Origin of the sequence: Pseudomonas sp. FW305-28, from assembly GCF_017351395.1 — a bacterium.
GTDB lineage: Bacteria > Pseudomonadota > Gammaproteobacteria > Pseudomonadales > Pseudomonadaceae > Aquipseudomonas > Aquipseudomonas fluorescens_AA.
Window position 1 is genome coordinate 18704 of sequence record NZ_JACNDD010000023.1, and the last position, 25262, is coordinate 43965.

The 25262-nt window shown below is 60.1% G+C and carries 21 protein-coding genes and 1 pseudogene; 5 read left to right on the top strand and 17 right to left on the bottom strand.

Annotation, left to right across the window (positions count from 1 at the left end; genetic code table 11):
• Positions 1-66: 66 nt before the first annotated feature.
• The 5 genes from nuoF to J4E53_RS07965 form a co-directional block, all read right to left on the bottom strand.
• On the bottom strand, positions 67-1422 hold the full coding sequence (gene nuoF, locus J4E53_RS07945) for an NADH-quinone oxidoreductase subunit NuoF (RefSeq protein WP_060741547.1): 1356 nt from the start codon (positions 1420-1422) through the stop codon (positions 67-69).
• Positions 1419-1916 carry an NADH-quinone oxidoreductase subunit NuoE gene (nuoE, locus tag J4E53_RS07950; protein WP_072392829.1) on the bottom strand — a complete coding sequence of 166 codons (498 nt, stop codon included), beginning with the start codon at positions 1914-1916 and terminating at the stop codon, positions 1419-1421. The genes nuoF and nuoE overlap by 4 nt, the downstream gene beginning before the upstream one ends.
• Before the next feature lie 2 nt (positions 1917-1918).
• The gene (gene nuoC / locus J4E53_RS07955) at positions 1919-3703 is read right to left on the bottom strand and encodes an NADH-quinone oxidoreductase subunit C/D (protein ID WP_060741548.1); all 1785 of its coding nucleotides are present in this window, start codon (positions 3701-3703) and stop codon (positions 1919-1921) included.
• A 72-nt stretch (positions 3704-3775) separates the two neighbouring features.
• A complete protein-coding gene (locus J4E53_RS07960; RefSeq protein WP_030141322.1) occupies positions 3776-4450 on the bottom strand; it encodes an NADH-quinone oxidoreductase subunit B family protein in 675 nt (224 codons plus the stop codon).
• A 10-nt stretch (positions 4451-4460) separates the two neighbouring features.
• Complete coding sequence (locus J4E53_RS07965) at positions 4461-4874, bottom strand: NADH-quinone oxidoreductase subunit A (protein ID WP_003203367.1); 414 nt, start codon at positions 4872-4874, stop codon at positions 4461-4463.
• A gap of 1000 nt (positions 4875-5874) precedes the next feature.
• On the opposite strand from J4E53_RS07965, the pseudogene J4E53_RS31035 reads away from it, so the two are divergent.
• Both J4E53_RS31035 and J4E53_RS31040 read left to right on the top strand, forming a co-directional pair.
• Positions 5875-6759 (top strand): annotated as a pseudogene (locus J4E53_RS31035) (methyl-accepting chemotaxis protein); the annotation flags it as partial.
• A 198-nt stretch (positions 6760-6957) separates the two neighbouring features.
• Positions 6958-7662, top strand: coding sequence for a methyl-accepting chemotaxis protein (locus tag J4E53_RS31040; protein WP_371919209.1), 705 nt, complete (start codon positions 6958-6960; stop codon positions 7660-7662).
• Between the two features lie 108 nt (positions 7663-7770).
• Here the strand turns inward: J4E53_RS31040 and aceA are convergent, their stop codons facing one another.
• From aceA to J4E53_RS08020, 10 genes are all read right to left on the bottom strand, one after another.
• Positions 7771-9096 carry an isocitrate lyase gene (aceA, locus tag J4E53_RS07975; RefSeq protein WP_014337679.1) on the bottom strand — a complete coding sequence of 442 codons (1326 nt, stop codon included), beginning with the start codon at positions 9094-9096 and terminating at the stop codon, positions 7771-7773.
• Between the two features lie 456 nt (positions 9097-9552).
• Positions 9553-10314 carry a secretin N-terminal domain-containing protein gene (locus J4E53_RS07980; RefSeq protein WP_060741550.1) on the bottom strand — a complete coding sequence of 254 codons (762 nt, stop codon included), beginning with the start codon at positions 10312-10314 and terminating at the stop codon, positions 9553-9555.
• Positions 10315-10556: 242 nt separating this feature from the next.
• Positions 10557-10982: a GNAT family N-acetyltransferase gene (locus tag J4E53_RS07985; protein ID WP_060741551.1), complete on the bottom strand. Its 426-nt coding sequence runs from the start codon at positions 10980-10982 to the stop codon at positions 10557-10559.
• Complete coding sequence (locus tag J4E53_RS07990; protein WP_103308481.1) at positions 10975-12141, bottom strand: cupin domain-containing protein; 1167 nt, start codon at positions 12139-12141, stop codon at positions 10975-10977. Before J4E53_RS07990 ends, J4E53_RS07985 begins: the two co-directional genes overlap by 8 nt.
• Before the next feature lie 84 nt (positions 12142-12225).
• Positions 12226-13596: an adenylosuccinate lyase gene (purB, locus tag J4E53_RS07995; RefSeq protein ID WP_060741553.1), complete on the bottom strand. Its 1371-nt coding sequence runs from the start codon at positions 13594-13596 to the stop codon at positions 12226-12228.
• 169 nt (positions 13597-13765) lie between these two features.
• The gene (hflD, locus tag J4E53_RS08000) at positions 13766-14389 is read right to left on the bottom strand and encodes a high frequency lysogenization protein HflD (RefSeq protein ID WP_060741554.1); all 624 of its coding nucleotides are present in this window, start codon (positions 14387-14389) and stop codon (positions 13766-13768) included.
• The gene (gene mnmA / locus J4E53_RS08005) at positions 14386-15510 is read right to left on the bottom strand and encodes a tRNA 2-thiouridine(34) synthase MnmA (protein ID WP_103308482.1); all 1125 of its coding nucleotides are present in this window, start codon (positions 15508-15510) and stop codon (positions 14386-14388) included. The genes hflD and mnmA overlap by 4 nt, the downstream gene beginning before the upstream one ends.
• A gap of 59 nt (positions 15511-15569) precedes the next feature.
• Positions 15570-16016: an NUDIX hydrolase gene (locus tag J4E53_RS08010; RefSeq protein WP_060741556.1), complete on the bottom strand. Its 447-nt coding sequence runs from the start codon at positions 16014-16016 to the stop codon at positions 15570-15572.
• Positions 16017-16192: 176 nt separating this feature from the next.
• Positions 16193-17074: a hypothetical protein gene (locus J4E53_RS08015; protein ID WP_103308483.1), complete on the bottom strand. Its 882-nt coding sequence runs from the start codon at positions 17072-17074 to the stop codon at positions 16193-16195.
• 471 nt (positions 17075-17545) lie between these two features.
• Entirely contained in the window at positions 17546-19771 is a 2226-nt protein-coding gene (locus tag J4E53_RS08020) for an NADP-dependent isocitrate dehydrogenase (RefSeq protein WP_103308484.1), read from the bottom strand.
• Positions 19772-20253: 482 nt separating this feature from the next.
• Here J4E53_RS08020 and icd point away from each other — a divergent pair, with 482 nt between their 5' ends.
• Entirely contained in the window at positions 20254-21510 is a 1257-nt protein-coding gene (icd, locus tag J4E53_RS08025; RefSeq protein ID WP_060741560.1) for an NADP-dependent isocitrate dehydrogenase, read from the top strand.
• A gap of 79 nt (positions 21511-21589) precedes the next feature.
• Here the strand turns inward: icd and J4E53_RS08030 are convergent, their stop codons facing one another.
• The gene (locus J4E53_RS08030; RefSeq protein ID WP_103308485.1) at positions 21590-21865 is read right to left on the bottom strand and encodes a cold shock domain-containing protein; all 276 of its coding nucleotides are present in this window, start codon (positions 21863-21865) and stop codon (positions 21590-21592) included.
• A 228-nt stretch (positions 21866-22093) separates the two neighbouring features.
• On the opposite strand from J4E53_RS08030, the gene clpS reads away from it, so the two are divergent.
• Both clpS and clpA read left to right on the top strand, forming a co-directional pair.
• On the top strand, positions 22094-22456 hold the full coding sequence (gene clpS / locus J4E53_RS08035; RefSeq protein ID WP_003180089.1) for an ATP-dependent Clp protease adapter ClpS: 363 nt from the start codon (positions 22094-22096) through the stop codon (positions 22454-22456).
• A 29-nt stretch (positions 22457-22485) separates the two neighbouring features.
• Positions 22486-24756 carry an ATP-dependent Clp protease ATP-binding subunit ClpA gene (gene clpA, locus J4E53_RS08040; RefSeq protein ID WP_024616766.1) on the top strand — a complete coding sequence of 757 codons (2271 nt, stop codon included), beginning with the start codon at positions 22486-22488 and terminating at the stop codon, positions 24754-24756.
• 238 nt (positions 24757-24994) lie between these two features.
• Here the strand turns inward: clpA and infA are convergent, their stop codons facing one another.
• On the bottom strand, positions 24995-25213 hold the full coding sequence (gene infA, locus J4E53_RS08045; RefSeq protein ID WP_002553999.1) for a translation initiation factor IF-1: 219 nt from the start codon (positions 25211-25213) through the stop codon (positions 24995-24997).
• Between the last annotated feature and the right edge of the window lie 49 nt (positions 25214-25262).

Genomic DNA, 25262 nt, shown 5'->3' on the forward strand with positions numbered 1-25262 from the left:
CACAGCCGCTTACGGCGTCATCACACGAGAAGACGAAGGGCACGGACCCTTCGTCTTTTTAAGCGTTTACGCGCCGACTACGATCGGCTTTGCCAGAGGCGGGACGACGGCGCTGGTGGGCGCGATGCCGGCTTCGAACTCTGGACGGAAGTATTTGATGGCGCTGCCCAACGGCTCCACGGCACCCGGTGCGTGAGCACAGAAGGTCTTGCCTGGGCCGAGGAAACCCACCAGACCCAGCAGGGTCTCGATGTCGCCGGCCTGGCCTTCGCCGTTTTCAATGGCCCGCAGCAGCTTGACGCTCCACGGCAGGCCATCGCGGCAAGGGGTGCAGAAACCGCACGACTCACGGGAGAAGAACTCTTCCATGTTGCGCAGCAGCGACACCATGTTGACGCTGTCGTCCACCGCCATGGCCAGGCCGGTACCCATGCGGGTGCCCACCTTGGCGATGCCGCCGGCGTACATTTGTGCGTCCAGGTGTTCCGGCAACAGGAAACCGGTACCGGCGCCGCCGGGCTGCCAGCACTTGAGCGTGTAGCCGTCGCGCATGCCGCCGGCGTAGTCTTCGAACAGCTCGCGGCCGGTGATGCCGAACGGCAGTTCCCACAGGCCAGGGTTCTTGACCTTGCCGGAGAAGCCCATGAGCTTGGTGCCCATGTCTTCGCTGCCGTCGCGGGCCAGGGATTTGTACCAGTCCACGCCGTCGGCAATGATCGCCGGCACGTTGCACAGGGTCTCGACGTTGTTCACGCAGGTCGGCTTGCCCCACACGCCCACGGCGGCAGGGAAGGGCGGCTTGGAGCGTGGGTTGGCGCGGCGGCCTTCCAGGGAGTTGATCAGCGCGGTTTCTTCACCGCAGATGTAGCGCCCGGCGCCGGTGTGGACGAACAGCTCGAAATCGAAGCCGCTGCCCAGGATGTTCTTGCCCAGCAGGCCCGCGGCCTTGGCTTCTTCCACGGCACGGTTCAGGTGCTTGGCGGCGGTGGTGTATTCGCCGCGCAGGAAGATGTAGCCACGGTAGGTCTTCAGCGCGCGTGCACTGATCAGCATGCCTTCGATCAGCAGATGGGGCAGTTGCTCCATCAGCATGCGGTCCTTCCAGGTGTTGGGCTCCATTTCATCCGCGTTGCACAGCAGGTAGCGGATGTTGATGGATTCGTCCTTGGGCATCAGGCCCCACTTCACGCCTGTGGGGAAGCCCGCGCCGCCACGACCCTTGAGGCCGGAATCCTTCACGGTCTGGACGATGTCGTCCTGGGCCATGTCGGTGAACGCCTTGCGCGCGGCGGCGTAGCCGTTCTTGGCCTGGTACTCGTCCAGCCATACCGCTTCGCCGTCGTCACGCAGACGCCAGGTCAAGGGATGGGTTTCGGCCGAACGCTGGATGCGGTTGGCGGGCCCGAAGGAAGTCAGGGTCATACGTAGCCCTCCAGCAGTTTGGCGACGCCGGCGGGCGTAACGTCACCGAAGGTGTCGTCGTCGATCATCAGCGCCGGTGCCTTGTCGCAGTTGCCCAGGCAGCACACCGGCAGCAGGGTGAAGCGGCCGTCGGCGGTGGTCTGGCCCAGGCCGATGCCCAGCTTGCTCTGGAGCTCGCCGACCACCGATTCGTGGCCGCCGATGTAGCAGACCATGCTGTCGCAGACGCGAATGATGTGACGGCCCACTGGCTGGCGGAAAATCTGGCTGTAGAAAGTGGCGACGCCTTCGACGTCGCTGGCCGGGATGCCGAGGATCTCGCCGATGGCGTAGAGCGCGCCGTCGGGCACCCAGCCACGTTCCTTCTGGACGATCTTCAGGGCTTCGATCGACGCCGCGCGCGGGTCTTCGTAGTGATGCAACTCGTGCTCGATGGCCGAGCGCTCGGTTTCGCTCAGGGCGAAACGGTCAGTCTGGATAAGCGTGCTGTTCATGCTTAGCGGTCCACGTCGGCCATAACGAAATCGATACTACCCAGGTACGCGATCAAGTCCGCGACCATGCTGCCTTTGATCACCGAAGGGATCTGCTGCAGGTGCGGGTAGCTTGGGGTGCGAATCCGGGTGCGGTAGCTCATGGTGCCGCCGTCGCTCGTCAGGTAATAACTGTTGATGCCCTTGGTCGCTTCGATCATCTGGAAGGACTCGTTGGCCGGCATGACCGGGCCCCACGAAACCTGCAGGAAGTGCGTGATCAGGGTCTCGATGTGCTGCAGCGTGCGCTCTTTGGGCGGCGGCGTGGTCAGCGGGTGATCCGCCTTGTACGGGCCTTCCGGCATGTTGCGCAGGCATTGGTCGATGATCTTGATGCTCTGGCGCATTTCCTCGACACGGACCATGCAGCGATCATAGGCGTCACCGTTGGCCGCCAGCGGTACTTCGAATTCGAAGTTTTCGTAGCCGGAGTAGGGGCGCGCCTTGCGCAGGTCGAAGTCGCAACCGGTGGAACGCAGGCCGGCACCGGTGACGCCCCACTCCAGGGCCTCCTTGGTGTTGTAGGCGGCGACCCCGATGGTACGACCCTTGAGGATGCTGTTCTGCAGGGCGGCCTTGGTGTATTCGTCCAGGCGCTTGGGCATCCACTCGACGAAGTCCTTGACCAGCTTTTCCCAGCCGCGCGGCAGGTCGTGGGCCACGCCACCGATGCGGTACCAGGCCGGGTGCAGGCGGAAACCGGTGATGGCTTCGATCACCGTGTAGGCCTTCTGGCGGTCGGTGAAGGTGAAGAACACCGGCGTCATCGCCCCCACGTCCTGGATATAGGTACCCAGGAACAGCAGGTGGCTGGTGATGCGGAAGAACTCGGCCATCATGATGCGGATGACGTCGACCTTCTCCGGGACCTTGATCCCGGCCAGTTTCTCCACCGACAGTACGTACGGCAGGTTGTTCATCACACCGCCGAGGTAGTCGATACGGTCGGTGTACGGGATGAAGCTGTGCCAGGACTGGCGCTCGGCCATTTTCTCGGCGCCACGGTGGTGGTAGCCGATGTCCGGCACGCAGTCGACGATCTCTTCGCCGTCCAGTTGCAGGATGATGCGGAACGCACCGTGGGCCGAAGGGTGGTTCGGGCCCAGGTTGAGGAACATGTAGTCCTCGTTGGCGCCCGAACGCTTCATGCCCCAGTCTTCAGGCTTGAAGCGCGCGGCTTCTTCCTCGAGCTGTTGCTTGGCCAGGGACAGGCTGAACGGGTCGAACTCGGTGGCACGGGCCGGGAAGTCCTTGCGCAGCGGGTGACCTTCCCAGGTCGGCGGCATCATGATGCGGGTCAGGTGCGGGTGGCCGGGGAAGTCGATCCCGTACATGTCCCACACTTCACGCTCGTACCAGTTGGCGTTCGGCCAGATGCCGGTCACGGTCGGTACGCTGAGGTCGCTCTCGGACAAGGCGACCTTGATCATTACGTCACTATTACGCTCGATCGACATCAAGTGATAGAACACGGTGAAGTCGACGCCGTCGGGCAGCCCTTGACGCTTGGTGCGCAGGCGCTCGTCCACGCCGTGCAGGTCATAGAGCATGACGTACGGCTTGGGCAGGTTGCGCAGGAAAGTCAGGACTTCGACGAGTTTGGCGCGGGCGACCCAAAGCACCGGCATGCCGGTACGGGTCGGCTGGGCGGTGAACGCCTCGGGGCCAAAACGGTTGTTCAGTTCGACGACCACATCCTGGTCGTCTGCCTTGTAAGGCGGGATGTACAGAGCACTGCCTGTAGTCATGGTTATTTATCGCTTTCGGTCAACGTAAAGAATGAAGCCAGGTTCTCGTTTCTTGTACAGAGCAGAGCTGGATCAGACTTCGTCGGGGCTGCGCAGGTTGGTGACTGCGATACGCTGTTCGCGGCGCTGTTCCTTTTGCGACGGCATCTCGGCGCGATAGACGCCTTGATCGCCAACGACCCAGGACAGTGGGCGACGCTCCTGGCCAATCGACTCCTGCAACAGCATCAAGCCTTGCAGGAAAGCTTCGGGGCGAGGCGGGCAGCCGGGCACGTAGACGTCCACGGGCAGGAACTTGTCCACCCCTTGAACGACAGAGTAGATGTCGTACATGCCACCGGAGTTGGCGCACGAACCCATGGAGATGACCCACTTGGGCTCGAGCATTTGCTCGTAGAGACGCTGGATGATCGGCGCCATCTTGATGAAGCAGGTACCGGCGATAACCATGAAATCCGCCTGGCGCGGCGATGCCCGGATCACCTCGGCGCCAAAGCGCGCGATGTCGTGGGGCGCCGTGAAGGCGGTGGTCATTTCCACGTAGCAGCACGAAAGGCCGAAGTTGTACGGCCACAGGGAGTTCTTGCGACCCCAGTTGACCGTGCTGTTCAGCACGTCTTCGAGCTTACCCATGAAGATGTTTTTGTGGACTTGATCTTCTAACGGATCGGCGACGGTTTCCCGCTTGCCAATCGGATACTGCTCGTTAGGAGCATCGGGGTCGATCCTGGTGAGATTGTATTGCATTGCCAAAGCCTCATTGTTTCAGCTTCGCTTGCCGCTTGCGCCGAGCTTCCGGAGCCCAATCAAGTGCCCCCACCCGGTAAAGGTAGACAAGACCTGCCAACAGAATTGCTATGAAAACGAGAGCTTCGACGAATCCGGTCCAGCCGCTTTCGCGGACGGACACAGACCATGCAAAGAGAAAGAGGGCTTCGATATCGAAGATCACGAACAGCATCGCGACCAGATAGAATTTGGCTGAGAGCCGCAAGCGGGCGCCACCGGTAGGCAGCATGCCGGACTCGAACGGTTCATTTTTGCTGCGGCCCCAGGCTTTTGACCCAAGCAGGCTCGACACACCGAGCATGAAAGCACACAGGCCAACAACGCCCAGAAGGAAAATGGCAAAGCCCCAGTTGTGGGCCATGAGTCCTGTCGCTTCGGACATGCTGGAAATCCTTAACAGAGAGCAAAGGTCTCTGAGCTTGAATGAAATAACGCAGTGACGATATGTCGCAGCAATCAATCGCGGTGATTTTATGGCTAAACACCGGGCAAGTAAAATTCCTATAGCGAAATTATTTATTGGAATAAGGACATAGCGCGCCTCCAGGACCCTGCGGCCCCGGCCCCGTGGGCGTTGGCCGGTTATTCATCAATAATATTTCGTGCGGAATGTAACAATGATAACGACTTTCAAATGATAATTATTATTATCTGTGCCGGCCTTTTCTACAGTGCACTTAGTGTCGTGTCTGAGAAGCTGTCTTAATCGTCGCTACTGCAATTGTCAGCGTCGGACGTTTTACTCCTTTTCGGACTGCCCAATACTGCGTTCGATCAATTTTTCTATCGGCGCATCGAAGGGAAGGGCTCGGTGAGGGGTGGATCTGCATGAGGGACTGCTCCCGTGGGAGCCAGGCTTGCTCGCGATGTCGGCAATGCGGTCCCGAGGCAGACCGCCTTGTCGTTCATCGCAGCCAAGCCTGGCTTCCACAGGTGCAGGCTTGCTCTTACAGCGTAGGTGGCTTCAAAGAAAACGGGTAAAAAAACCTCGGCCATCAGATCGAGGTCGCTCAGCCGAGCCCATCCAGAAACTGCGCCCGGGGCATTGGAGCGTCCAACGAAACCGCCGTGCCAGCAAAAAATCGGCAAGAGGCCTGGCCTAGAGCCTTGAAGGATTGATGGCAAATAGCTATCTTTGCCGCTCGCTCATCTAATCATCTATATCAATATTGATTAGAAAATCGCTCCCCCTCCATAGATAGCTGCGTCAGTTCCCATCGCTCGCGGCTGATTACCAAAGGAATGTCATGAATTCTTGGTTCGCGAATATGAGCGTTATGCTCAAGTTGGCTTTGGGCTTTGCCGTTGTGCTGCTGCTGACCGCTATCCTGGCCGCGAGCGGCTGGTTCAGCCTGGGAAAAATGGTCGAGCGCACTGATCGAATGACCAGCATTACCGAACTCGGCGACCGCCTCGATCACCTGCGCAGGGCTCGTTTGCAATACCAGCTGGACAAGGGCGATGAGCAAAAGGGGGCATTGATCCAGGCGTCGCTGGAGCAGTTTGTCGCCAAGCAGAAAAGCCTTGCGAACGAGTTGAGAAAGCCTGACAACCTGAAAAAGCTTGCGCTGATCGAGCAGGCCAGCAAGCAGTATCAGGTGGCACTGAATACGATGCGCGAGGCTTATCGCAATGACGCGGCCATGCGCAAGGAGATGGGCGTCAATGCGGTCAAGGGCGCCGCGCTGATTGCCAAGGTCATCAATGACGTAGAGGCAATGCCTGCCTCGGATGAGCGCCGTTTCGAGTTGTACAGGATCATCCTCAAGGCCAAGGAGGACGTGGCGCTGGTGCGTTATGAAGTGCGGGGCTACACCGGCAACCCCAACAGTGCCACCGAACAAGCCGCCACCCGCCAGCTCGAAAATGCGCTCAAGGGTATCGAAACCCTTAATAGTGCTTTCGGCCCGAGCTATGCCGACACCATCAAGCAGCTGGAAACCGCACTGATTGCTTACCGCCAGTCGGTGCAGAACTTCACCGCCAGTAACCAGGCCATTGGCAAGGCTGTGCAGGACACCATCGATTCGGGTGACACCATCACCCGTCTGACTGAGGAAATGTATGCCAGCCAACTGACCTCCCGTGACGAAGACAGCGCTCAGGCCCGCATCCTGCAGTTGAGCTGCACTGCTTTGGCGATGTTGTTGGGGATTCTTGCGGCCATGGTCATCACTCGCCAGATTACGCGGCCATTGCAGGACACATTGGCTGTGGTCGATCGCATTGCAGCAGGCGACCTCACCCAAGACATGGTCGTGACCCGTGGTGATGAACTGGGTGTCCTGCAGCAAGGTATCCAGCGCATGGGCACCACGTTGCGCGAGCTGATCGGTGGCATCCGCGATGGCGTCACCCAAATCGCCAGCGCCGCCGAAGAGTTATCGGCGGTCACCGAGCAGACCAGTGCCGGGGTCAATAGCCAGAAGACCGAGACCGACCAGGTAGCCACCGCCATGCAGGAAATGTCGGCCACCGTGCATGAGGTCGCGCGTAATGCCGAACAGGCTTGCGCAGTCGCGTCAGAGGCCGATGCGCAGGCCCGTATCGGCGACCAGGTGGTCGCCCAGGCCATCGTTCAGATCGAGCGCTTGGCCGGCGAAGTCGGGCGCTCCGTCGACGCCATGGGTGAGTTGGAACAAGAAAGCGCGCGCATCGGCAAGATCATGGACGTGATCAAGGCGGTGGCTGAGCAGACCAACTTGCTGGCCCTTAACGCCGCCATCGAGGCCGCTCGCGCGGGTGACGCCGGGCGCGGTTTTGCCGTGGTCGCCGACGAAGTGCGGGGCCTGGCCCAGCGTACCCAGCATTCCACCGAAGAGATCGAAAGCCTGGTGGCGGGCTTGCAGAACGGCACGCGCCAGGTGTCGAGCATCATGCGAAACAGCCGTGAGCTGACCGACAGCAGCGTGGAATTGGCCGGCAAGGCCGGCATCTCCCTGGGCAACATCACCCAGGCGGTTTCCGGCATCCAGGCCATGAACCAGCAGATTGCCGCTGCTGCGGTGCAACAAAGTTCGGTGGCCGAGGACATCAGCCGCAGTATTCTGAGCGTGCGCGATGTATCCGAACAGACCGCCTCGGCCAGCGAAGAAACCGCCGCTTCCAGCATCGAGCTGGCGCGCCTGGGTAACCAGTTGCAGCAACTGGTCAGTCACTTCAAAGTGTAAAAACCGGCGAAAAAAAAGCCCCGAACCAGTCGGGGCTTCAGATCGTCGGCTTTGCGGTTAGTTTTTATCCGGTCCGCAAGGGCCGCTTACTCGAGGCAAGCGTGTGAATCAGTGGAACTGTTCTTCTTCGGTGGAGCCGGTCAGTGCGGTCACCGACGAAGTGCCGCCCTGGATCACGGTGGTCATGTCGTCGAAGTAACCGGTGCCCACTTCCTGCTGGTGAGCCACGAAGGTGTAGCCCTTGGCGGCGTCGGCGAACTCCTGCTCTTGCAGTTTCACGTAGGCGGTCATGTCGTTGCGGGCGTAGTCGTGCGCCAGGTTGAACATGCTGTGCCACATGTTGTGAATGCCGGCCAGGGTGATGAACTGGTGCTTGTAGCCCATGGCGGACAGTTCGCGCTGGAACTTGGCGATGGTCGCGTCGTCCAGGTTTTTCTTCCAGTTGAAGGAAGGCGAGCAGTTGTACGACAGCAGTTGGTCCGGGTATTCCTTCTTGATCGCTTCGGCGAAGCGACGGGCTTCGTCCAGGTCCGGCTTGGCGGTTTCGCACCAGATCAGGTCGGCGTACGGCGCGTAGGCCAGGCCACGGGCGATGGCCTGGTCGAGACCGGCACGCACCTTGTAGAAGCCTTCCTGGGTGCGGGTACCGGTCACGAACGGCTGGTCGTACGGGTCGCAGTCGGAGGTCAGCAGGTCAGCGGCGTTGGCGTCGGTACGGGCCAGGATGATGGTCGGTACACCGGCAACGTCGGCGGCCAGGCGGGCAGCCGTCAGCTTCTGCACGGCTTCCTGGGTTGGAACCAGAACCTTGCCGCCCATGTGGCCGCATTTTTTCACCGAGGCCAGTTGGTCTTCGAAGTGAACGCCGGCGGCGCCTGCTTCGATCATGCTCTTCATCAGTTCGTAGGCGTTCAGGACGCCGCCGAAACCGGCTTCGGCGTCAGCCACGATCGGTGCGAAGTAGTCGATGTAGCCTTCGTCGCCCGGGTTCTTGCCGGCTTTCCACTGGATCTGGTCGGCGCGACGGAACGAGTTGTTGATGCGCTTGACCACGGTTGGAACCGAATCCACCGGGTACAGCGACTGGTCGGGGTACATCGACTCGGCGGAGTTGTTGTCCGCAGCCACTTGCCAGCCCGACAGGTAGATCGCCTGGATGCCCGCCTTGACTTGCTGCACAGCCTGGCCGCCGGTCAGGGCGCCCATGCAGTTGACGAAATCTTTCTCGGGACGGAAGGCTGGCTTGGCGCCCTGGGTGACCAGGTTCCACAGCTTCTCGGCGCCCATTTTCGCAAAGGTGTGCTCAGGTTGAACCGAGCCACGCAGACGGACGACGTCAGCAGCGGAATAATTGCGCTTCACGCCTTTCCAGCGCGGGTTTTCAGCCCAGTCTTTTTCAAGGGCTGCAATTTGCTGTTCGCGTGTCAGTGCCATGGAGATAAACCTCGTCGCATAGGTCTTGGTGGAAAATTCCTGCTCCTGCCGACCAGGGGTTGGCGTACAAGTCGGTTCAGGCGAGGTGGCGACGGGATGAACGATGGGCTCGAGGGGAAAGTGAGCAGGTAGGGGCGAACTGCGGGCGCATTCGGGCGTCGTGGGCCTTTAATACGAACTCAGAGTGATGCCGGGTTACCTAGTTACGCTTCCGTCCCTCGGGACAACTTCGTTCCAGTCGCAACCTCGTCAAACACACCTTGTGGGCGGTACAGACACGAATCGGCTCGCAGGATAGTTGCAAGCGTCGACCCGAAGGCCCTTGCCAGGGCCCCTGATTAGCGGGAGCGAGGCCATCATGCCTTCGGTTTTTTGGCTCGTCAAACGTTTTGTAGTGCTTTTTTTATAGCACTACATCTTTGGTCTAATACGACTCATCAGTCAGTTTTTGGTGCTTCAGTTCAGGGTGTCGACCTTGACCCGCAAAATCATGTCGTCGCGGCCCTGGGTCGAGTAGCTGCGGGTCAGGCCTTGTTTGTCGGCCTGAGTCTGGCGATTCACGCCGGCCAGGGTGATCCATTCGCCGAGGCGTCCGCTGACAGTTGTGTCGGTACTCTGAACGTTCACTACATCGGGACGTTCCTGGCTCATGCGGTCACGGTTGGTACTGATGCTCAGATGAACGGTCTCGCCGGTGACGCTGGCCGTTACATAAAAACCCTGGGTGACGTTGCGGTATTCAGTCTGGCTCTGCATGCGGCCGTAGTTGTCGGTCTGGTTGCTAGTGAATGGCACGCTCTGGCCTACCTGGATCAGCGCCGGCTGGCCTTCACTGGCCTGCACCTGCTGTACGCCGCCGTCACGGCTGGCGGTGCTGCGGTTGATGATGCGGGTCTGGCTGGGAGCGGCGCCGTTGATCGAGTAACCCTGGTCGCCCTGGAGGTTGTTTTCGTTGGTGTCGACCGTGATCAGCAGGCGCTTGGGCGCGGTGTCCAATTGGGCCAGGAATTGCCGAAGCTCTTCGATTTTGCCGGGCTCGGCGTTGACGATCAGTTGGTTGCCGTAGGCGCTGACCTGGCCGTCCTTGCCAATGAAATTCTGCGCCACCGGCAACAGGTCGGCGCTGGTGCGGTAGTTCAGCGGCACGATTTGCGTATCGGCCATGACCGACAGGCTGCAACCGAGCAGCAGGGTGACCAGGAGGGTGCGTAGAGGCATGTCCATTTCTCCGCGAGACAAAGGCTTGATATTGCCAGTTTGTCGGCCCCGGATGGGGCAAGTTGAATGGTAGACGGCAAAACGCCCCGGCATCGGGGGATGGCGGGGCGTTTTTTGGTAAGGCTTGAGGGCCTCATCGCGAGCAAGCTCGCTCCCACATGGGGGGCAGGTGTACATGAATCATGGGTTCACCGCCGGCCTCCTGTGGGAGCGAGCTTGCTCGCGATGGCCGCACTGCGGTTTCAGGCCGAGCGCCGCACCATGTCCACGTGAGGAATCCCGGCTTCCAGGAACTCCTCGCTGACCACAGCAAACCCCAACCGCTCGTAGAACGGCGTGGCATGCACCTGGGCGCTGAGCATCTGCTGCTTGAGCCCGCGTTTCTCGGCTTCGGCGATCACCGCGTGCATCAACGCATCGCCCACCTTCAGGCCGCGCCAGTCCTTGAGGACCGAGACACGGCCGATGTGGCCGTCGGTCAACAGGCGCGCGGTGCCGATGGGGAAATCGCCTTCAAACGCCAGGAAATGCACCGCGCCCTGGTCGTCGGCATCCCATTCCAGCTCGGGCGGGACGGACTGCTCGGCGATGAACACGGTCTCACGAATGCGCCGGATCTCGGCGTTATCCTTTTGCCAGTCTGCGACACGAACGTGGATTTTATTCATCGGCGAACCCCAGGCTGCCTTGCTTGACCAGCTCGCAGATCAGGCTGCGACCGTCTTCGTCGGCCAACCACGGGCCGAGGTTTTCGCTGTGCAGGGCGTCGGCGGCGCAGATCATTTTCAGCAGTTCGCGCAGCTTGCCCGGCAGGTAACGGCTCTGGCCGCTGGCGAACAGCAACAGGTCGTCGTCGACTTCCGACCAGGCCAGGCGCGCGCTTGGGTTGCGGATGATCACCGCGCCTTGCTCCAGGCCGGCCAACAGCTCGTCATCTTCCATTTCCGGGCCTACCACCAGTTCCGGGTAGCGCGGCTCGGTCATGAACTGGCCGAACCAGGTCAGCAGCAGGCGCTCGTCGCTCATGTGCTCGGCCAGCAGGCCCTTGAGGCGGTCGAGGGCGTCTTGCTGGATCTGGTGCGGGTCGGCCACCGGGCGCGCGTCGGCGTCGGTGTAGCGTTCTTCGTCCGGCAGGAACTGGCTCAGGAAGTCGGTGAAGTGAGTCAGCACTTCAGCGGCGCTTGGTGCACGGAAACCCACGGAGTAGGTCATGCAGTCGTCCACGGCCACGCCGCAGTGCGCCAGGCGCGGCGGCAGGTAGAGCATGTCGCCCGGCTCCAGGGTCCACTCGTCGGTGGCTTCGAAGTCGGCGAGGATGCGCAGGTCGGCGTGCTGCAGCAGCGGGCTTTCGGAGTCGCACATCTGGCCGATTTTCCAGTTGCGCTGGCCATGGCCTTGCAGCAGGAACACGTCATAGTTATCGAAATGCGGACCCACGCTGCCACCCGGGGCGGCGAAGCTGATCATCACGTCGTCGATGCGCCAGCTCGGCAGGAAGCGGAAGTTCTCCAGCAGCTCGCTGACTTCCGGTACGAACTGATCGACCGCCTGCACCAGCAGGGTCCACTCGCGCTCCGGCAACTTGCTGAATTCGTCTTCGGCGAACGGGCCGCGACGCATTTCCCAAGGGGTCTCGCCGTGTTCGATCACCAGGCGCGATTCGACTTCTTCTTCCAGGGCCAGGCCGGCCAGTTCATCGGCGTCGATCGGGCTTTGGAAGTCAGGAATCGCCTGACGGATCAGCAGGGGTTTTTTCTGCCAGTAGTCGCGCAGGAATTCCCGTGCTGTGATGCCGCCCAGGAGTTGCAGAGGAATATCAGGATTCATGTGTAACCTATTGAAAAAATATACTTTTCAGACGCGAATAAAAACGCCCGGCGCGGCCGGGCGTCTCAAAGGTAAGGCCGTGGATCAGATGCGCTTGGCTTGTTCCGCCGCGTTGCCGATGTAGCTGGCCGGCGTGAGCTTCTTCAGCTCCGCGCGGGCCGCGGCAGGCATGTCCAGGCCATCGATGAAAGTCTGCAGCGCTTCAGGGCTGATGCCCTTGCCACGGGTCAGCTCTTTCAGCTTTTCATACGGGTTTTCGATGTTGTAGCGGCGCATCACGGTCTGGATCGGCTCGGCGAGAACTTCCCAGCAAGCGTCGAGGTCGGCGGCGATCTTCTGCTCGTTCAGTTCCAGCTTGCTGATGCCCTTGAGGCTGGCTTCGTAGGCAATGACGCTGTGGGCAAAACCCACGCCCAGGTTGCGCAGCACGGTGGAGTCGGTCAGGTCGCGCTGCCAGCGGGAGATCGGCAGTTTGCTCGCCAGGTGCTGGAACAGCGCGTTGGCGATGCCCAGGTTGCCTTCGGAGTTTTCGAAATCGATCGGGTTGACCTTGTGCGGCATGGTCGAAGAACCGATTTCTCCGGCGATGGTGCGCTGCTTGAAGTAGCCCAGGGAGATATACCCCCAGATGTCACGGTCGAAGTCGATCAGGATGGTGTTGAAGCGCGCGATCGCATCGAACAGCTCGGCGATGTAGTCGTGCGGTTCGATCTGGGTGGTGTACGGGTTGAAGCTCAGGCCCAGCTCGTCTTCGATGAAGGCGCGGGCATTGGCTTCCCAGTCGATGTCCGGGTAGGCCGACAGGTGGGCGTTGTAGTTGCCCACGGCGCCGTTGATCTTGCCCAGCAGCGGCACGGCTGCCACCTGGGCGATCTGGCGCTCCAGGCGGTAGACCACGTTTGCCAGTTCCTTGCCCAGGGTGGTCGGCGAAGCCGGTTGACCGTGGGTGCGCGACAGCATCGGCACGTCGGCGAAACGGATCGCCAGTTCGCGGATGGCCTGGGCGGTCTGGCGCATCAGGGGCAGCATCACCTCATCACGGCCTTCGCGCAGCATCAGGGCGTGGGACAGGTTGTTGATGTCCTCGCTGGTGCAGGCAAAGTGGATGAACTCGCTGACATTGGCCAGCTCCGGCAGCTTGGCCGCCTGCTCCTTGAGCAGGTATTCGATGGCCTTGACGTCGTGGTTGGTGGTGCGCTCGATCTCTTTGACGCGCTCGGCGTGCTCCAGCACGAAGTTTTCTGCCAGCGCGTTCAACACCGCGTTGGCTTCGGCGGAAAACGCCGGCACTTCGCCGATGGCAGGGTGGGCGGCCAGGCGCTGGAGCCAGCGCACTTCAACCAGGACGCGGGCACGGATCAGGCCGTACTCGCTGAAAATCGGGCGCAGGGCCTGGGTTTTGCCGGCGTAGCGGCCGTCAACAGGGGAAACCGCAGTGAGCGAAGAGAGCTGCATGGGGTGTTCTCGGACAGTCGGGCAACGAAATGGGGCGCGTATCATACATGAAAACAAGTGCCGGTCCGTCGCCAACTGACCGGCGTGCTACGCGTAACAAGCTAAAACTGTTTATTACCTGTGGCGAGGGAGCAAGCGCCTTCGCCACAAAAAAGCAGGTCGAGGCGACTTATTCGTTGCGCATCAACGGGTAAAGCTCTTTCAGCAATTTGCGGCGGCTGATCACCAGTTGCCAGCGATGGCCACCCAATTGCCGCCAAAGTCGTGCCGAGCGAATCCCGGCCAGCAGCAGGGCGCGGATTTTCGAGGCATTGCTTGGCTGTTGCAGGTTGCGCATGTCGCCATGCACCTGGATGCGCTGGCGCAAGGTGCTCAGGGTGTCCTGGTACAGCGAACCGCAGGCCGCGACGACGTTTTCGTGAGCCGGGCCGAAGTGTTCGACCTGGGACTGGATCTGCGGCAAGCGTTTGCCGATGGTCTCCAGCAGGTCGTCGCGCTTGGCCAACTGGCGCTCAAGGCCCAGCATCGACAGGGCATAGCGCAGCGGTTCGCGTTGCAAGGCGCTGGGATCACGCTCCAGGGCGCCGATCAGCGCACGATAGCCTTCGCGCAGGTTCAGGTCGTCGCCGCCATAGACTTCCAGGGTGTCCTTGGGGTCGCGAACCAGCAGGCTGCCGAGCATGCAGGCCACGCCCGCTTCGGTGGCCTGGCCGGTCTTGGCGATCCTGTCCACCAGCACGGCGGCGAGAAACACGCCGCCCAATGCCGTCAGTTGTTCCTGGATTGGGTTCATGCCTGGCTGCTCCAGGGCTCTGCGACTTCGATCACGCCGCCGCCCAGGCAGATGTCGCCGTCGTAGAACACCACGGATTGGCCGGGTGTGACCGCCCGCTGCGGGTCATCGAAGGTGGCGCGGTAGCCCGTGGCGGTTTTTTCCAGGGTGCAGGGTTGGTCGCTCTGGCGGTAGCGAACCTTGGCCGTCAGGCGGCGTGGTTCGCTGAGGTCGATCGGGTTGACCCAATAGATGTCGGAGGCGAGCAGGGCGCGGGAAAACAGCCAGGGATGGTCGTTGCCCTGGCCGACGATCAACTCGTTGTGTTCCAGGTCCTTGACCAGCACGTACCACGGCTCTTCCCCGGCGTCTTTCAGCCCGCCGATGCCCAGGCCCTGGCGCTGGCCGATGGTGTGGTACATCAGGCCATGGTGGCGGCCGATGACTTCGCCTTCGGTCGTCTTGATCTCGCCCGGCTGGGCTGGCAGGTATTGCTTGAGGAAGTCGCTGAAACGGCGCTCGCCAATGAAGCAGATCCCGGTGGAGTCCTTCTTCTTGGCGGTGGCGAGCTGGTGTTTTTCAGCAATCGCGCGCACTTCGGGCTTTTCCAGTTCGCCTACCGGGAACAGGGTCTTGGCGATCTGCTCGCCGCCGACGGCATGCAGGAAGTAGCTCTGGTCCTTGTTAGGGTCCAGGCCCTTGAGCAGTTCGGTGCGGCCATCGATGTCGCGGCGGCGCACGTAGTGGCCGGTGGCGATCAGGTCGGCACCCAGCATCATGGCGTAGTCGAGGAACGCCTTGAACTTGATTTCGCGGTTGCACAGGATGTCCGGGTTCGGCGTGCGACCGGCCTTGTATTCGGCCAGGAAGTGCTCGAACACGTTGTCCCAGTACTCGGCGGCGAAGTTGGCGGTGTGCAGCTTGATGCCGATCTTGTCGCACACGGCCTGGGCGTCCGCCAGGTCATCCATGGCGGTGCAGTATTCGGTTCCGTCGTCTTCTTCCCAGTTCTTCATGAACAGGCCTTCCACCTCATAACCCTGCTCGATCAGCAGAAGGGCGGAAACGGAAGAGTCCACGCCGCCGGACATGCCGACAATGACGCGCTTCTTGGGTGTGTCAGAAGGGGCTGGATCACGCATAGGAATTCAATGAGTGTCTTGAAAAAGGACGCGATTCTATCAGGCCCGGGCGCGCAAGGCTAAAGAGAAGGACGGATCAGCGTCAGACTGTGGCAATGGCCGGCCAGATAATCGTCGATGCAACGGATGATCAGCTCGCTGCGCCAGTGCTCGCGCCGCTCGAGCAATTCGTCGCGGGTCAGCCATTTCGCACCAAGGATGCCATCGTCCAATTGATACTCGGGGTGGTGTTGCAAGGCCTTGGCGGCGAAACAGACGCGCTGGTAGGTCACGCCGTTGCTGGGGGCGGTGTACAGGTAAATGCCTACCACGGCGGTGGGCTCGACGTCCCAGCCGGTTTCTTCCAGGGTTTCGCGCACGGCGGCTTCGATCAGCGTTTCGTTAGGGTCCAGGTGACCGGCCGGCTGGTTGAGCACCGCGCGTCCGCCCTTGGATTCTTCCACCATCAGGAAGCGGCCGTTGTCCTCGACGATGGTGGCGACGGTGATGTGGGGTTGCCAGTCCATGGGGTTCCTTTATTTCTCGCAGGGAATATGGGCCACCGTGGAAGCGAGCTTGCTCGCGATAGCGGTGGGTCAGTCGATATTAAATGAATGACCAATCGCCGTCCCGAGCAAATGTCCATGCCTATGCTCATGTTTCCCTGGTCAGCGATGCTGGCCCGTGAAAGGTTTGGACGTTCTTAAAGGGCAATGCATATCGCATTGGGAAAGTGGTGTTCGTTGTAGGTGAATGCTCGGATATCGCACAGTCTGCTGGTAAAGGATTTAATTGTCATGGTGACCTGTTTATTGTGCGTGTCGTGATCGAACTCAACGATAGCCGTTGTTTCCGAAAACCCGTCTTTTATAGTCAGGCTTGTGATTCCGGGGGGATAGCCCTTGTCCGGTGTAAGGTAGTAGTTGGTGGCCGCACTTGGATTGCCCTCGCCGTGTCGATCAACTCTTTTTACTTTTCCTGGGGACTCTTCAAGGTATACATCGCAGCCCGAAAAATAGAGATTGACGTTGGATAAAAAAGAAAATTTATCGGTGTCTGCGAAAACGATTTGCGACACCTTTTTTTGGGGGGCGGGATGCACAGGTTCTGCTGAAGAGTATTGAATGATCTGGCCGTTGATCTGAACTTCGCACTCCCTGTCGGCCTCATCTCTCTTGCCCTCGGCGGGTTCGCCCGGCTTGCGCATTGTAAGTTCGATCATGCGGAGAAAATCATCGAATATGAAATAGAACGCTTCGACCGAGGCGCCCGGTGAGTGGGTGGAATAGGTAACCTGATTTCCAAACTTGGTCGCATTGAATCGGTATTCGGCGGATGCGCTTTTAAACAGCAATTCATGGGAGGCCGTGGCGTAGCTGTATCGCTGGCCATGGTCATTGGTACGAACATCGGTAGAGTATCTTCCACCCGTAGAGCTGATCTTGCTCACTTCATAATAGGCAAAGGGCTCATTGTCATGGTCTCTTTTATAGAGGGTTGGGGAAACTGTCAGCTCCAGAAAGCTCCAGTTACCAATAGAGAAGTGCCTTTGGGCGGGTAGGGTTATTTGCGCATTGTTTTTCATGGTGTGCTTCCTCGACGGATGCGAATCAGGTAATGAGTTTTTAGCGTGTCGTTCGTTAAAAACTCAGACCAAGAAGGATTGCCATCGCTACACAGGCGATTCGAGCAACCCGGTTTCGCTCCACTTGAGGTCGATACAACTGTAGGCAGTTCAGAGTGCTGCCCGATCTGACGCTCTCTCGTTCTCTTGCCGAGACTTCCCGCATCCACAAACGCTGAAAGGGTGTGCTTGGATCAAGCCGGGCTTTCGGCGCTCATGCGTAACTTCATGCGCCTTCAGTGAAGAGGGCGTACTTAGAACGATGTTTTTAAGGCTAGGCTGTCTGATTGTACTGTCAAGGTCAGCCTGGGCAGTCGATGGGAGTGGGTCAAGAGAGGTTGGAGAGTGCCTGTGCTCCCACAGGAGGGCTTGGTATGTCTGGAAACACAAACCCCGGCACTAGGCCGGGGTTTGTGATGTTCCCTTACAACCTTACACCAGCGCAGCAATCGCCGCGTTGAAGGTGGCGCTCGGGCGCATGGCCTTGCTGGTCAGCTCGGGGTTGGCGAAGTAGTAACCGCCGATGTCCACGGGCTTGCCTTGCACGGCATTGAGTTCGGCAACGATCTTTTCTTCGTTGTCGGTCAATGTCTTGGCCAGGGAGGCGAACTGGGCCTTGAGGGCTGCGTCGTCGTCCTGGGCGGCCAGTGCCTGGGCCCAGAACAGGGTCAGGTAGAAGTGGCTGCCGCGGTTGTCGATGCCGCCGACCTTGCGCGAAGGCGACTTGTTGCGGTCCAGGAACTCACCGGTAGCCTGGTCCAGGGTCTTGGCCAGCACCAGGGCTTTCGGGTTGTTGTAGGTCCCGCCCAGGTGCTCGAGGGATGCAGCCAGGGCCAGGAACTCGCCCAGGGAATCCCAGCGCAGGAAGTTCTCTTCCAGCAACTGCTGAACGTGCTTGGGTGCCGAGCCGCCGGCGCCGGTTTCGAACAGGCCACCGCCGTTCATCAGCGGCACGATCGACAGCATCTTGGCGCTGGTGCCCAGTTCCATGATCGGGAACAGGTCGGTCAGGTAGTCACGCAGCACGTTGCCGGTCACCGAGATGGTGTCCTTGCCTTCGCGGGTGCGGCCCAGGGTGAACTTCATCGCGTCGACAGGCGACATGATGCGAATGTCCAGGCCGCTGGTGTCGTGGTCCTTCAGGTAGGTCTGGACTTTCTCGATGACGACGCCGTCGTGGGCGCGCATCGGGTCCAGCCAGAAGATCGCCGGGGTGCTGCTGGCGCGGGCACGGTTGACGGCCAGTTTGACCCAATCCTGGATCGGCGCGTCCTTGGTCTGGCACATGCGGAAGATGTCGCCAGCCTCGACGTTCTGCTCCAGCAGGGTGCGACCGGTGTTGTCCGAAACGCGGACCACGCCGTTGGCCTTGATCTGGAAGGTCTTGTCGTGAGAGCCGTATTCCTCGGCTTTCTTGGCCATCAGGCCGACGTTCGGCACGCTGCCCATGGTGGTTGGATCGAAGGCGCCGTGTTGCTTGCAGTCTTCGATCACCGCCTGGTAGATGGTGGCGTAGCAGCGATCCGGGATCACGGCCTTGGTGTCGTGCAGCTGGCCATCGGTGCCCCACATCTTGCCGGAGTCACGGATCATGGCCGGCATCGAGGCGTCGACGATCACGTCGCTCGGCACGTGCAGGTTGGTGATGCCTTTGTCGGAGTTGACCATCGCCAGGGATGGGCGCGCCGCGTAGACCGCCTGGATGTCGGCTTCGATCTGCGCCTGCTGCTCGGCCGGCAGGGCCTTGATGCGGGCGTACAGGTCGCCGATGCCGTTGTTCAGGTTGAAGCCGATCTGCTCCAGCACTTGTGCGTGCTTGGCCAGGGCGTCTTTATAGAACTCGGCAACGATCTGGCCGAACATGATCGGGTCGGAGACCTTCATCATGGTGGCCTTGAGGTGAACCGACAGCAGCACGCCTTTTTGCTTGGCGTCTTCGATTTCAGCGGCGATGAAGTCGCGCAGGGCGTTTTTGCTCATCACGGCACAGTCGAGGATCTCACCGGCTTGTACGGTGGTTTTTTCCTTCAGGACAGTGGCAGTGCCGTCCTGGGCGATCAGCTCGATTTTCACACTGCCGGCGGCGTCGATCAGGGCGGCTTTTTCGCTGCCGTAGAAATCGCCGGTGCTCATGTGGGCTACGTGGGACTTGGAGTCCGCGGCCCAGGCGCCCATCTTGTGTGGGTGCTTGCGCGCGTAGTTCTTGACCGACAGCGGTGCGCGGCGGTCGGAGTTGCCTTCGCGCAGGACCGGGTTCACGGCACTGCCCTTGACCTTGTCGTAACGGGCGCGAGCGTCTTTCTCGGCGTCGGTGGTCACGGTTTCCGGGTAGTCCGGCAGTGCGTAGCCCTGGGCCTGCAATTCCTTGATCGCGGCCTGCAGTTGCGGCACCGAGGCGCTGATGTTCGGCAGCTTGATGATGTTGGCTTCAGGCGTAACGGCCAGGTCGCCCAGTTCGGCGAGGTGGTCGGCTACGGCTTTGTCACCCAGTTGCTCGGGGAAGCTGGCCAGGATGCGCCCTGCGAGGGAGATATCGCGGGTTTCCACGGCGATATCGGCCGAAGCGGTAAAGGCTTCGACGATCGGCAGCAGCGAATAGGTGGCGAGGGCAGGCGCTTCGTCGGTGAAGGTATAGATGATCTTCGAGCGGGTGGGCATATTCGGATTAACTCTCTTCTTTGCTAAAGCATGCGCAGAAACTCGAGGGGCGCCGGGTAAGCGCGTTCGTTCAAAGTCATCCGTGAACCGAATGTCGAGGTTTCTTCGCGGTGATGTTGGGTGCATCAGTCGAGCGTCAAGCGGTTGGGCCGCGGTAACGGTCCGGCTTTTAAGTTGGCGGAAAGTCCTGTGATAGAGCCGTCAGCCGTCGTGACCCTGTGGTCAGCGGCGGCATTATACATAGGTAGCTGGCGATCTGCCGATGGTTCATAGACTTCCGTACACGTCCATTGGTCTAAACGTCGCAGTCCCCCTGGGGCGGACTATGCTCATGTTTGGCGCTTTTCCCTTGGTTTTCAGGGTTGTACGCGGCGAAGTGCAACGCTTTGCCGCCGATGGGCCTAACGTAGGGTTTGCGTGCCGATTCAACTGGGGTACGCTCGAACGCAGCCAGATGTTCAATCCAAGCAATGGAGTTCAGCATGGGGTATCAAAAGATTCAGGTTCCAGCCGTCGGTGACAAAATCACCGTCAATGCAGACCATTCTCTTAATGTTCCCGACAACCCGATCATCCCCTTCATCGAAGGCGACGGCATTGGCGTCGATATCAGTCCGGTCATGATCAAGGTTGTGGACGCTGCGGTTCAGAAGGCCTATGGCGGCAAGCGCAAGATTTCCTGGATGGAAGTCTATGCCGGTGAGAAAGCGACCCAGGTCTACGACCAGGACACCTGGTTGCCCCAGGAAACCCTGGATGCGGTCAAGGACTACGTGGTTTCCATCAAGGGCCCGCTGACCACGCCGGTGGGTGGCGGTATCCGTTCGTTGAACGTAGCGCTGCGCCAGCAGCTCGACCTGTATGTCTGCCTGCGTCCGGTGCGCTGGTTCGAAGGTGTGCCAAGCCCGGTCAAGAAGCCTGGCGACGTGGACATGACGATCTTTCGCGAGAACTCCGAGGACATTTACGCGGGCATCGAGTGGAAAGCCGGCTCGCCCGAAGCCACCAAGGTCATCAAGTTCCTGAAAGAAGAAATGGGCGTGACCAAGATCCGTTTCGACGAGGATTGCGGCATCGGCGTCAAGCCGGTTTCCAAGCAGGGCACCAAGCGCCTGGCTCGCAAGGCCCTGCAATATGTGGTCGACAACGACCGCGATTCGCTGACCATCGTGCATAAAGGCAACATCATGAAGTTCACCGAAGGTGCCTTCAAGGAATGGGCCTACGAAGTGGCAGCCGAAGAGTTCGGCGCGACCCTGCTCGACGGCGGGCCGTGGATGCAGTTCAAGAACCCGCGGACCGGCAAGAACGTCATCGTCAAGGACGCCATCGCCGATGCGATGTTGCAGCAGATCCTGTTGCGCCCGGCCGAGTATGACGTGATCGCCACCCTGAACCTGAACGGTGACTACCTGTCCGACGCCCTGGCGGCGGAAGTGGGCGGTATCGGTATCGCGCCGGGCGCCAACCTGTCCGACACCGTGGCGATGTTCGAAGCCACCCACGGTACCGCGCCCAAGTATGCCGGCAAGGACCAGGTCAACCCGGGCTCGCTGATTCTGTCGGCGGAAATGATGCTGCGCCACATGGGGTGGACCGAAGCGGCCGACCTGATCATCAAGGGCACCAACGGCGCGATTTCGGCCAAGACCGTGACCTATGACTTCGAACGCCTGATGGAGGGTGCCAAGCTGGTATCGTCCTCGGGCTTCGGTGATGCCCTGATCTCGCACATGTAAGCGAATCGGTGCTCAACGCGAATGCCCGGCTCGAGTGATCGAGCCGGGCATTTTCTTCAGGCGGGGTGGCGACTGCCGGTCAGTGGGTCTCGGTGACCCTGACAATGACATTGGCAGGGGCGGGCGCGTCTTCGGCGAGGACAACCTTGATGTTGATCGCGTGCAGGCCCTTGGGCCCCTGGATGACGTTGAATGTCACCGGTTGCCCGGCCTTCAGGGTCTTGTAGCCGTCCATCTCGATCACCGAAAAATGGGCGAACAGGTCTCCAATATCCTTGCCGTCCGCAAGAATGAAACCGTAACCCTTGGCATTATTGAACCATTTCACCTTACCTTTCATCTTGACGACCGACATAACCCATTTCCCTCTGCAACGCACTCCATCACTGGAGTATCATCCAGTCCATCCGCAGGTTAATCTTCTTGTACAGGATAGATTTCACGGACCTTTTTAACCCACGATGGGCTCTATTGGTTGTAACACCGTTTTCCCGATAGTCAAGGTGGCTCCGGTGGTCGTGGTTGAAATCGCCCACAAGCGCCCCCATCACTGTATTCGCCAACTAAACGAACCTTTCTTTCCATGCATGCAGTCAGCCAGATTCGACTAACATTCAATCAGGATCGCCCGGATCTACACGACGACGATTCCGCAGGCATTGCTGTTCAGGAAGCAAAGCCCGCATTACAGGCGCCACCGATGTACAAGGTGGTTTTGTTCAACGATGACTACACACCGATGGATTTCGTCGTCGAAGTGCTCGAGGTGTTTTTTAACCTGAATCGGGAGCTGGCGACCAAGGTCATGCTGGCCGTCCATACAGAGGGACGGGCAGTATGTGGCGTGTTTACCCGCGACATCGCCGAGACGAAGGCTATGCAGGTCAACCAGTACGCCCGGGAAAGCCAGCATCCGCTACTCTGTGAAATCGAGAAGGACGGTTAACGCCGACCACTTGGGTATGAGGTGAAGCTATGTTAAACCGCGAGCTCGAAGTCACCCTCAATCTTGCCTTCAAGGAGGCTCGTTCGAAGCGTCATGAATTCATGACCGTCGAGCACCTGCTGCTGGCCCTATTGGATAACGAGGCTGCCGCCACCGTTTTGCGTGCCTGCGGCGCGAACCTCGATAAACTCAAGCATGATCTGCAGGAGTTCATCGACTCCACCACGCCATTGATCCCCGTGCATGACGAGGATCGTGAAACCCAGCCAACCCTGGGCTTCCAGCGTGTCCTGCAGCGTGCTGTCTTCCACGTACAGAGCTCGGGCAAGCGCGAAGTCACCGGCGCCAACGTGCTGGTTGCCATCTTCAGCGAGCAGGAAAGCCAGGCAGTGTTCCTGCTCAAGCAGCAGAGCGTTGCGCGTATCGATGTCGTCAACTACATCGCCCATGGCATCTCGAAGGTGCCTGGGCATGGCGATCATTCCGAGGGTGAGCAGGATATGCAGGACGACGAGGGCGGTGAGTCTTCTTCTTCAGGCAACCCATTGGATGCCTATGCCAGCAACCTGAACGAACTGGCACGCCAGGGCCGGATCGATCCGCTGGTCGGGCGCGAGGCGGAAGTCGAGCGCGTTGCCCAGATCCTGGCTCGGCGGCGCAAGAACAACCCATTGCTGGTGGGCGAGGCAGGCGTGGGCAAGACCGCGATTGCCGAAGGCCTGGCCAAACGCATCGTCGACAACCAGGTGCCGGACCTGTTGGCCAACAGCGTGGTGTACTCCCTCGACCTGGGTGCCTTGCTGGCCGGTACCAAATACCGCGGTGATTTCGAGAAGCGTTTCAAGGCGTTGCTCGGCGAACTGAAAAAACGTCCGCAGGCGATCCTGTTCATCGACGAAATCCACACCATTATCGGTGCCGGGGCTGCGTCGGGCGGGGTCATGGATGCGTCGAACCTGCTCAAGCCGCTGCTGTCTTCGGGTGATATCCGTTGCATCGGCTCGACCACGTTCCAGGAATTTCGCGGGATCTTCGAGAAAGACCGTGCCCTGGCCCGGCGTTTCCAGAAGGTCGATGTGTCGGAACCTTCGGTGGAAGACACCATTGGCATCCTGCGCGGCCTGAAGGGGCGATTCGAGCTGCACCACAACATCGAATACAGCGATGAAGCCCTGCGCGCGGCGGCTGAACTGGCCTCGCGCTACATCAACGACCGGCACATGCCGGACAAGGCCATCGACGTCATCGACGAGGCGGGTGCCTACCAGCGCCTGCAGCCCGTGGAGAAGCGCGTCAAGCGCATCGAAGTGCCTCAGGTCGAGGACATCGTGGCGAAAATCGCGCGGATCCCGCCCAAGCACGTCACCAGTTCCGACAAGGAACTGCTGCGTAACCTGGAGCGTGACCTGAAACTGACGGTGTTCGGCCAGGATGCGGCCATCGACTCGCTGTCGACCGCCATCAAGCTGTCCCGCGCCGGTCTCAAGTCGCCGGACAAGCCGGTGGGTTCGTTCCTGTTCGCCGGTCCTACCGGTGTCGGCAAGACCGAGGCGGCACGGCAGTTGGCCAAGGCGATGGGTATCGAGCTGGTGCGCTTCGACATGTCCGAGTACATGGAGCGCCACACCGTATCGCGTCTGATCGGTGCGCCTCCGGGCTATGTCGGTTTCGACCAGGGCGGCCTGTTGACCGAAGCCATCACCAAGCAACCGCACTGCGTATTGCTGCTCGACGAAATCGAGAAGGCGCATCCGGAAGTCTTCAACCTGCTCCTGCAGGTGATGGATCACGGTACGCTGACCGATAACAACGGGCGCAAGGCGGACTTCCGCAACGTGATCGTCATCATGACCACGAACGCCGGTGCCGAAACCGCAGCTCGCGCTTCGATCGGTTTCACCCATCAGGACCACTCGTCCGATGCGATGGAAGTGATCAAGAAGAGCTTCACGCCTGAATTCCGCAACCGCCTGGACACCATTATCCAGTTCGGTCGCCTCAGTCATGAAGTCATCAAGAGCGTGGTGGACAAGTTCCTTACCGAACTTCAGGCGCAGCTCGAAGACAAGCGTGTGTTGCTGGAGGTGACCGATGCGGCCCGCAGTTGGCTGGCCGAAGGTGGTTACGATGTGACGATGGGCGCGCGGCCGATGGCTCGCTTGATCCAGGACAAGATCAAGCGTCCGCTGGCGGAGGAGATTCTCTTTGGCGAGCTGGCCGAGCATGGCGGTGTGGTTCACATCGACATCAAGGACGGCGAACTGACCTTCGACTTCGAAACCACGGCCGAAATGGCCTGACCGTTGACTGCAACAAAGCAAAAGGCGCCGAAAGGCGCCTTTTTGCTGTTACTGGCCCCACCGCCAATTCCTGTGGGAGCGAGCTTGCTCGCGATGGCGGCGGCACATCCTGCATCAATGCAAGCTGACCCTCTGCTATCGCGAGCAAGCTCGCTCCCACAAGGAGGGCGGGGGGGGGCATCAAATCGCAGGCAAACAAAAACGCCCGGCATCTAGCCGGGCGTCTTGTATTGACTTGTTAGCGAGCGCGGTAAGTGATGCGCCCTTTGCTCAAGTCATAGGGCGTCAGCTCGACGCGCACTTTGTCACCGGTAAGAATACGAATGTAGTTCTTGCGCATCTTGCCGGAGATATGCGCGGTTACGACGTGCCCATTTTCCAACTCCACACGAAACATGGTGTTGGGCAGGGTGTCGACGACAGTGCCTTCCATTTCGAAGCTGTCTTCTTTCGACATGCAGTAAAGCCCTCGGTATCCAGTGAATGGCCCGGTGCAACTGCGCCAG

What these genes read in the sequence shown, in the direction of transcription:
- nuoF (WP_060741547.1), bottom strand. Translation starts at nt 1,422, where the DNA reads ATGACCCTGACTTCCTTCGGGCCCGCCAACCGCATCCAGCGTTCGGCC.
- nuoE (WP_072392829.1), bottom strand. Translation starts at nt 1,916, where the DNA reads ATGAACAGCACGCTTATCCAGACTGACCGTTTCGCCCTGAGCGAAACC.
- nuoC (WP_060741548.1), bottom strand. Translation starts at nt 3,703, where the DNA reads ATGACTACAGGCAGTGCTCTGTACATCCCGCCTTACAAGGCAGACGAC.
- J4E53_RS07960 (WP_030141322.1), bottom strand. Translation starts at nt 4,450, where the DNA reads ATGCAATACAATCTCACCAGGATCGACCCCGATGCTCCTAACGAGCAG.
- J4E53_RS07965 (WP_003203367.1), bottom strand. Translation starts at nt 4,874, where the DNA reads ATGTCCGAAGCGACAGGACTCATGGCCCACAACTGGGGCTTTGCCATT.
- J4E53_RS31040 (WP_371919209.1), top strand. Translation starts at nt 6,958, where the DNA reads ATGTCGGCCACCGTGCATGAGGTCGCGCGTAATGCCGAACAGGCTTGC.
- aceA (WP_014337679.1), bottom strand. Translation starts at nt 9,096, where the DNA reads ATGGCACTGACACGCGAACAGCAAATTGCAGCCCTTGAAAAAGACTGG.
- J4E53_RS07980 (WP_060741550.1), bottom strand. Translation starts at nt 10,314, where the DNA reads ATGCCTCTACGCACCCTCCTGGTCACCCTGCTGCTCGGTTGCAGCCTG.
- J4E53_RS07985 (WP_060741551.1), bottom strand. Translation starts at nt 10,982, where the DNA reads ATGAATAAAATCCACGTTCGTGTCGCAGACTGGCAAAAGGATAACGCC.
- J4E53_RS07990 (WP_103308481.1), bottom strand. Translation starts at nt 12,141, where the DNA reads ATGAATCCTGATATTCCTCTGCAACTCCTGGGCGGCATCACAGCACGG.
- purB (WP_060741553.1), bottom strand. Translation starts at nt 13,596, where the DNA reads ATGCAGCTCTCTTCGCTCACTGCGGTTTCCCCTGTTGACGGCCGCTAC.
- hflD (WP_060741554.1), bottom strand. Translation starts at nt 14,389, where the DNA reads ATGAACCCAATCCAGGAACAACTGACGGCATTGGGCGGCGTGTTTCTC.
- mnmA (WP_103308482.1), bottom strand. Translation starts at nt 15,510, where the DNA reads ATGCGTGATCCAGCCCCTTCTGACACACCCAAGAAGCGCGTCATTGTC.
- J4E53_RS08010 (WP_060741556.1), bottom strand. Translation starts at nt 16,016, where the DNA reads ATGGACTGGCAACCCCACATCACCGTCGCCACCATCGTCGAGGACAAC.
- J4E53_RS08015 (WP_103308483.1), bottom strand. Translation starts at nt 17,074, where the DNA reads ATGAAAAACAATGCGCAAATAACCCTACCCGCCCAAAGGCACTTCTCT.
- J4E53_RS08020 (WP_103308484.1), bottom strand. Translation starts at nt 19,771, where the DNA reads ATGCCCACCCGCTCGAAGATCATCTATACCTTCACCGACGAAGCGCCT.
- icd (WP_060741560.1), top strand. Translation starts at nt 20,254, where the DNA reads ATGGGGTATCAAAAGATTCAGGTTCCAGCCGTCGGTGACAAAATCACC.
- J4E53_RS08030 (WP_103308485.1), bottom strand. Translation starts at nt 21,865, where the DNA reads ATGTCGGTCGTCAAGATGAAAGGTAAGGTGAAATGGTTCAATAATGCC.
- clpS (WP_003180089.1), top strand. Translation starts at nt 22,094, where the DNA reads ATGCATGCAGTCAGCCAGATTCGACTAACATTCAATCAGGATCGCCCG.
- clpA (WP_024616766.1), top strand. Translation starts at nt 22,486, where the DNA reads ATGTTAAACCGCGAGCTCGAAGTCACCCTCAATCTTGCCTTCAAGGAG.
- infA (WP_002553999.1), bottom strand. Translation starts at nt 25,213, where the DNA reads ATGTCGAAAGAAGACAGCTTCGAAATGGAAGGCACTGTCGTCGACACC.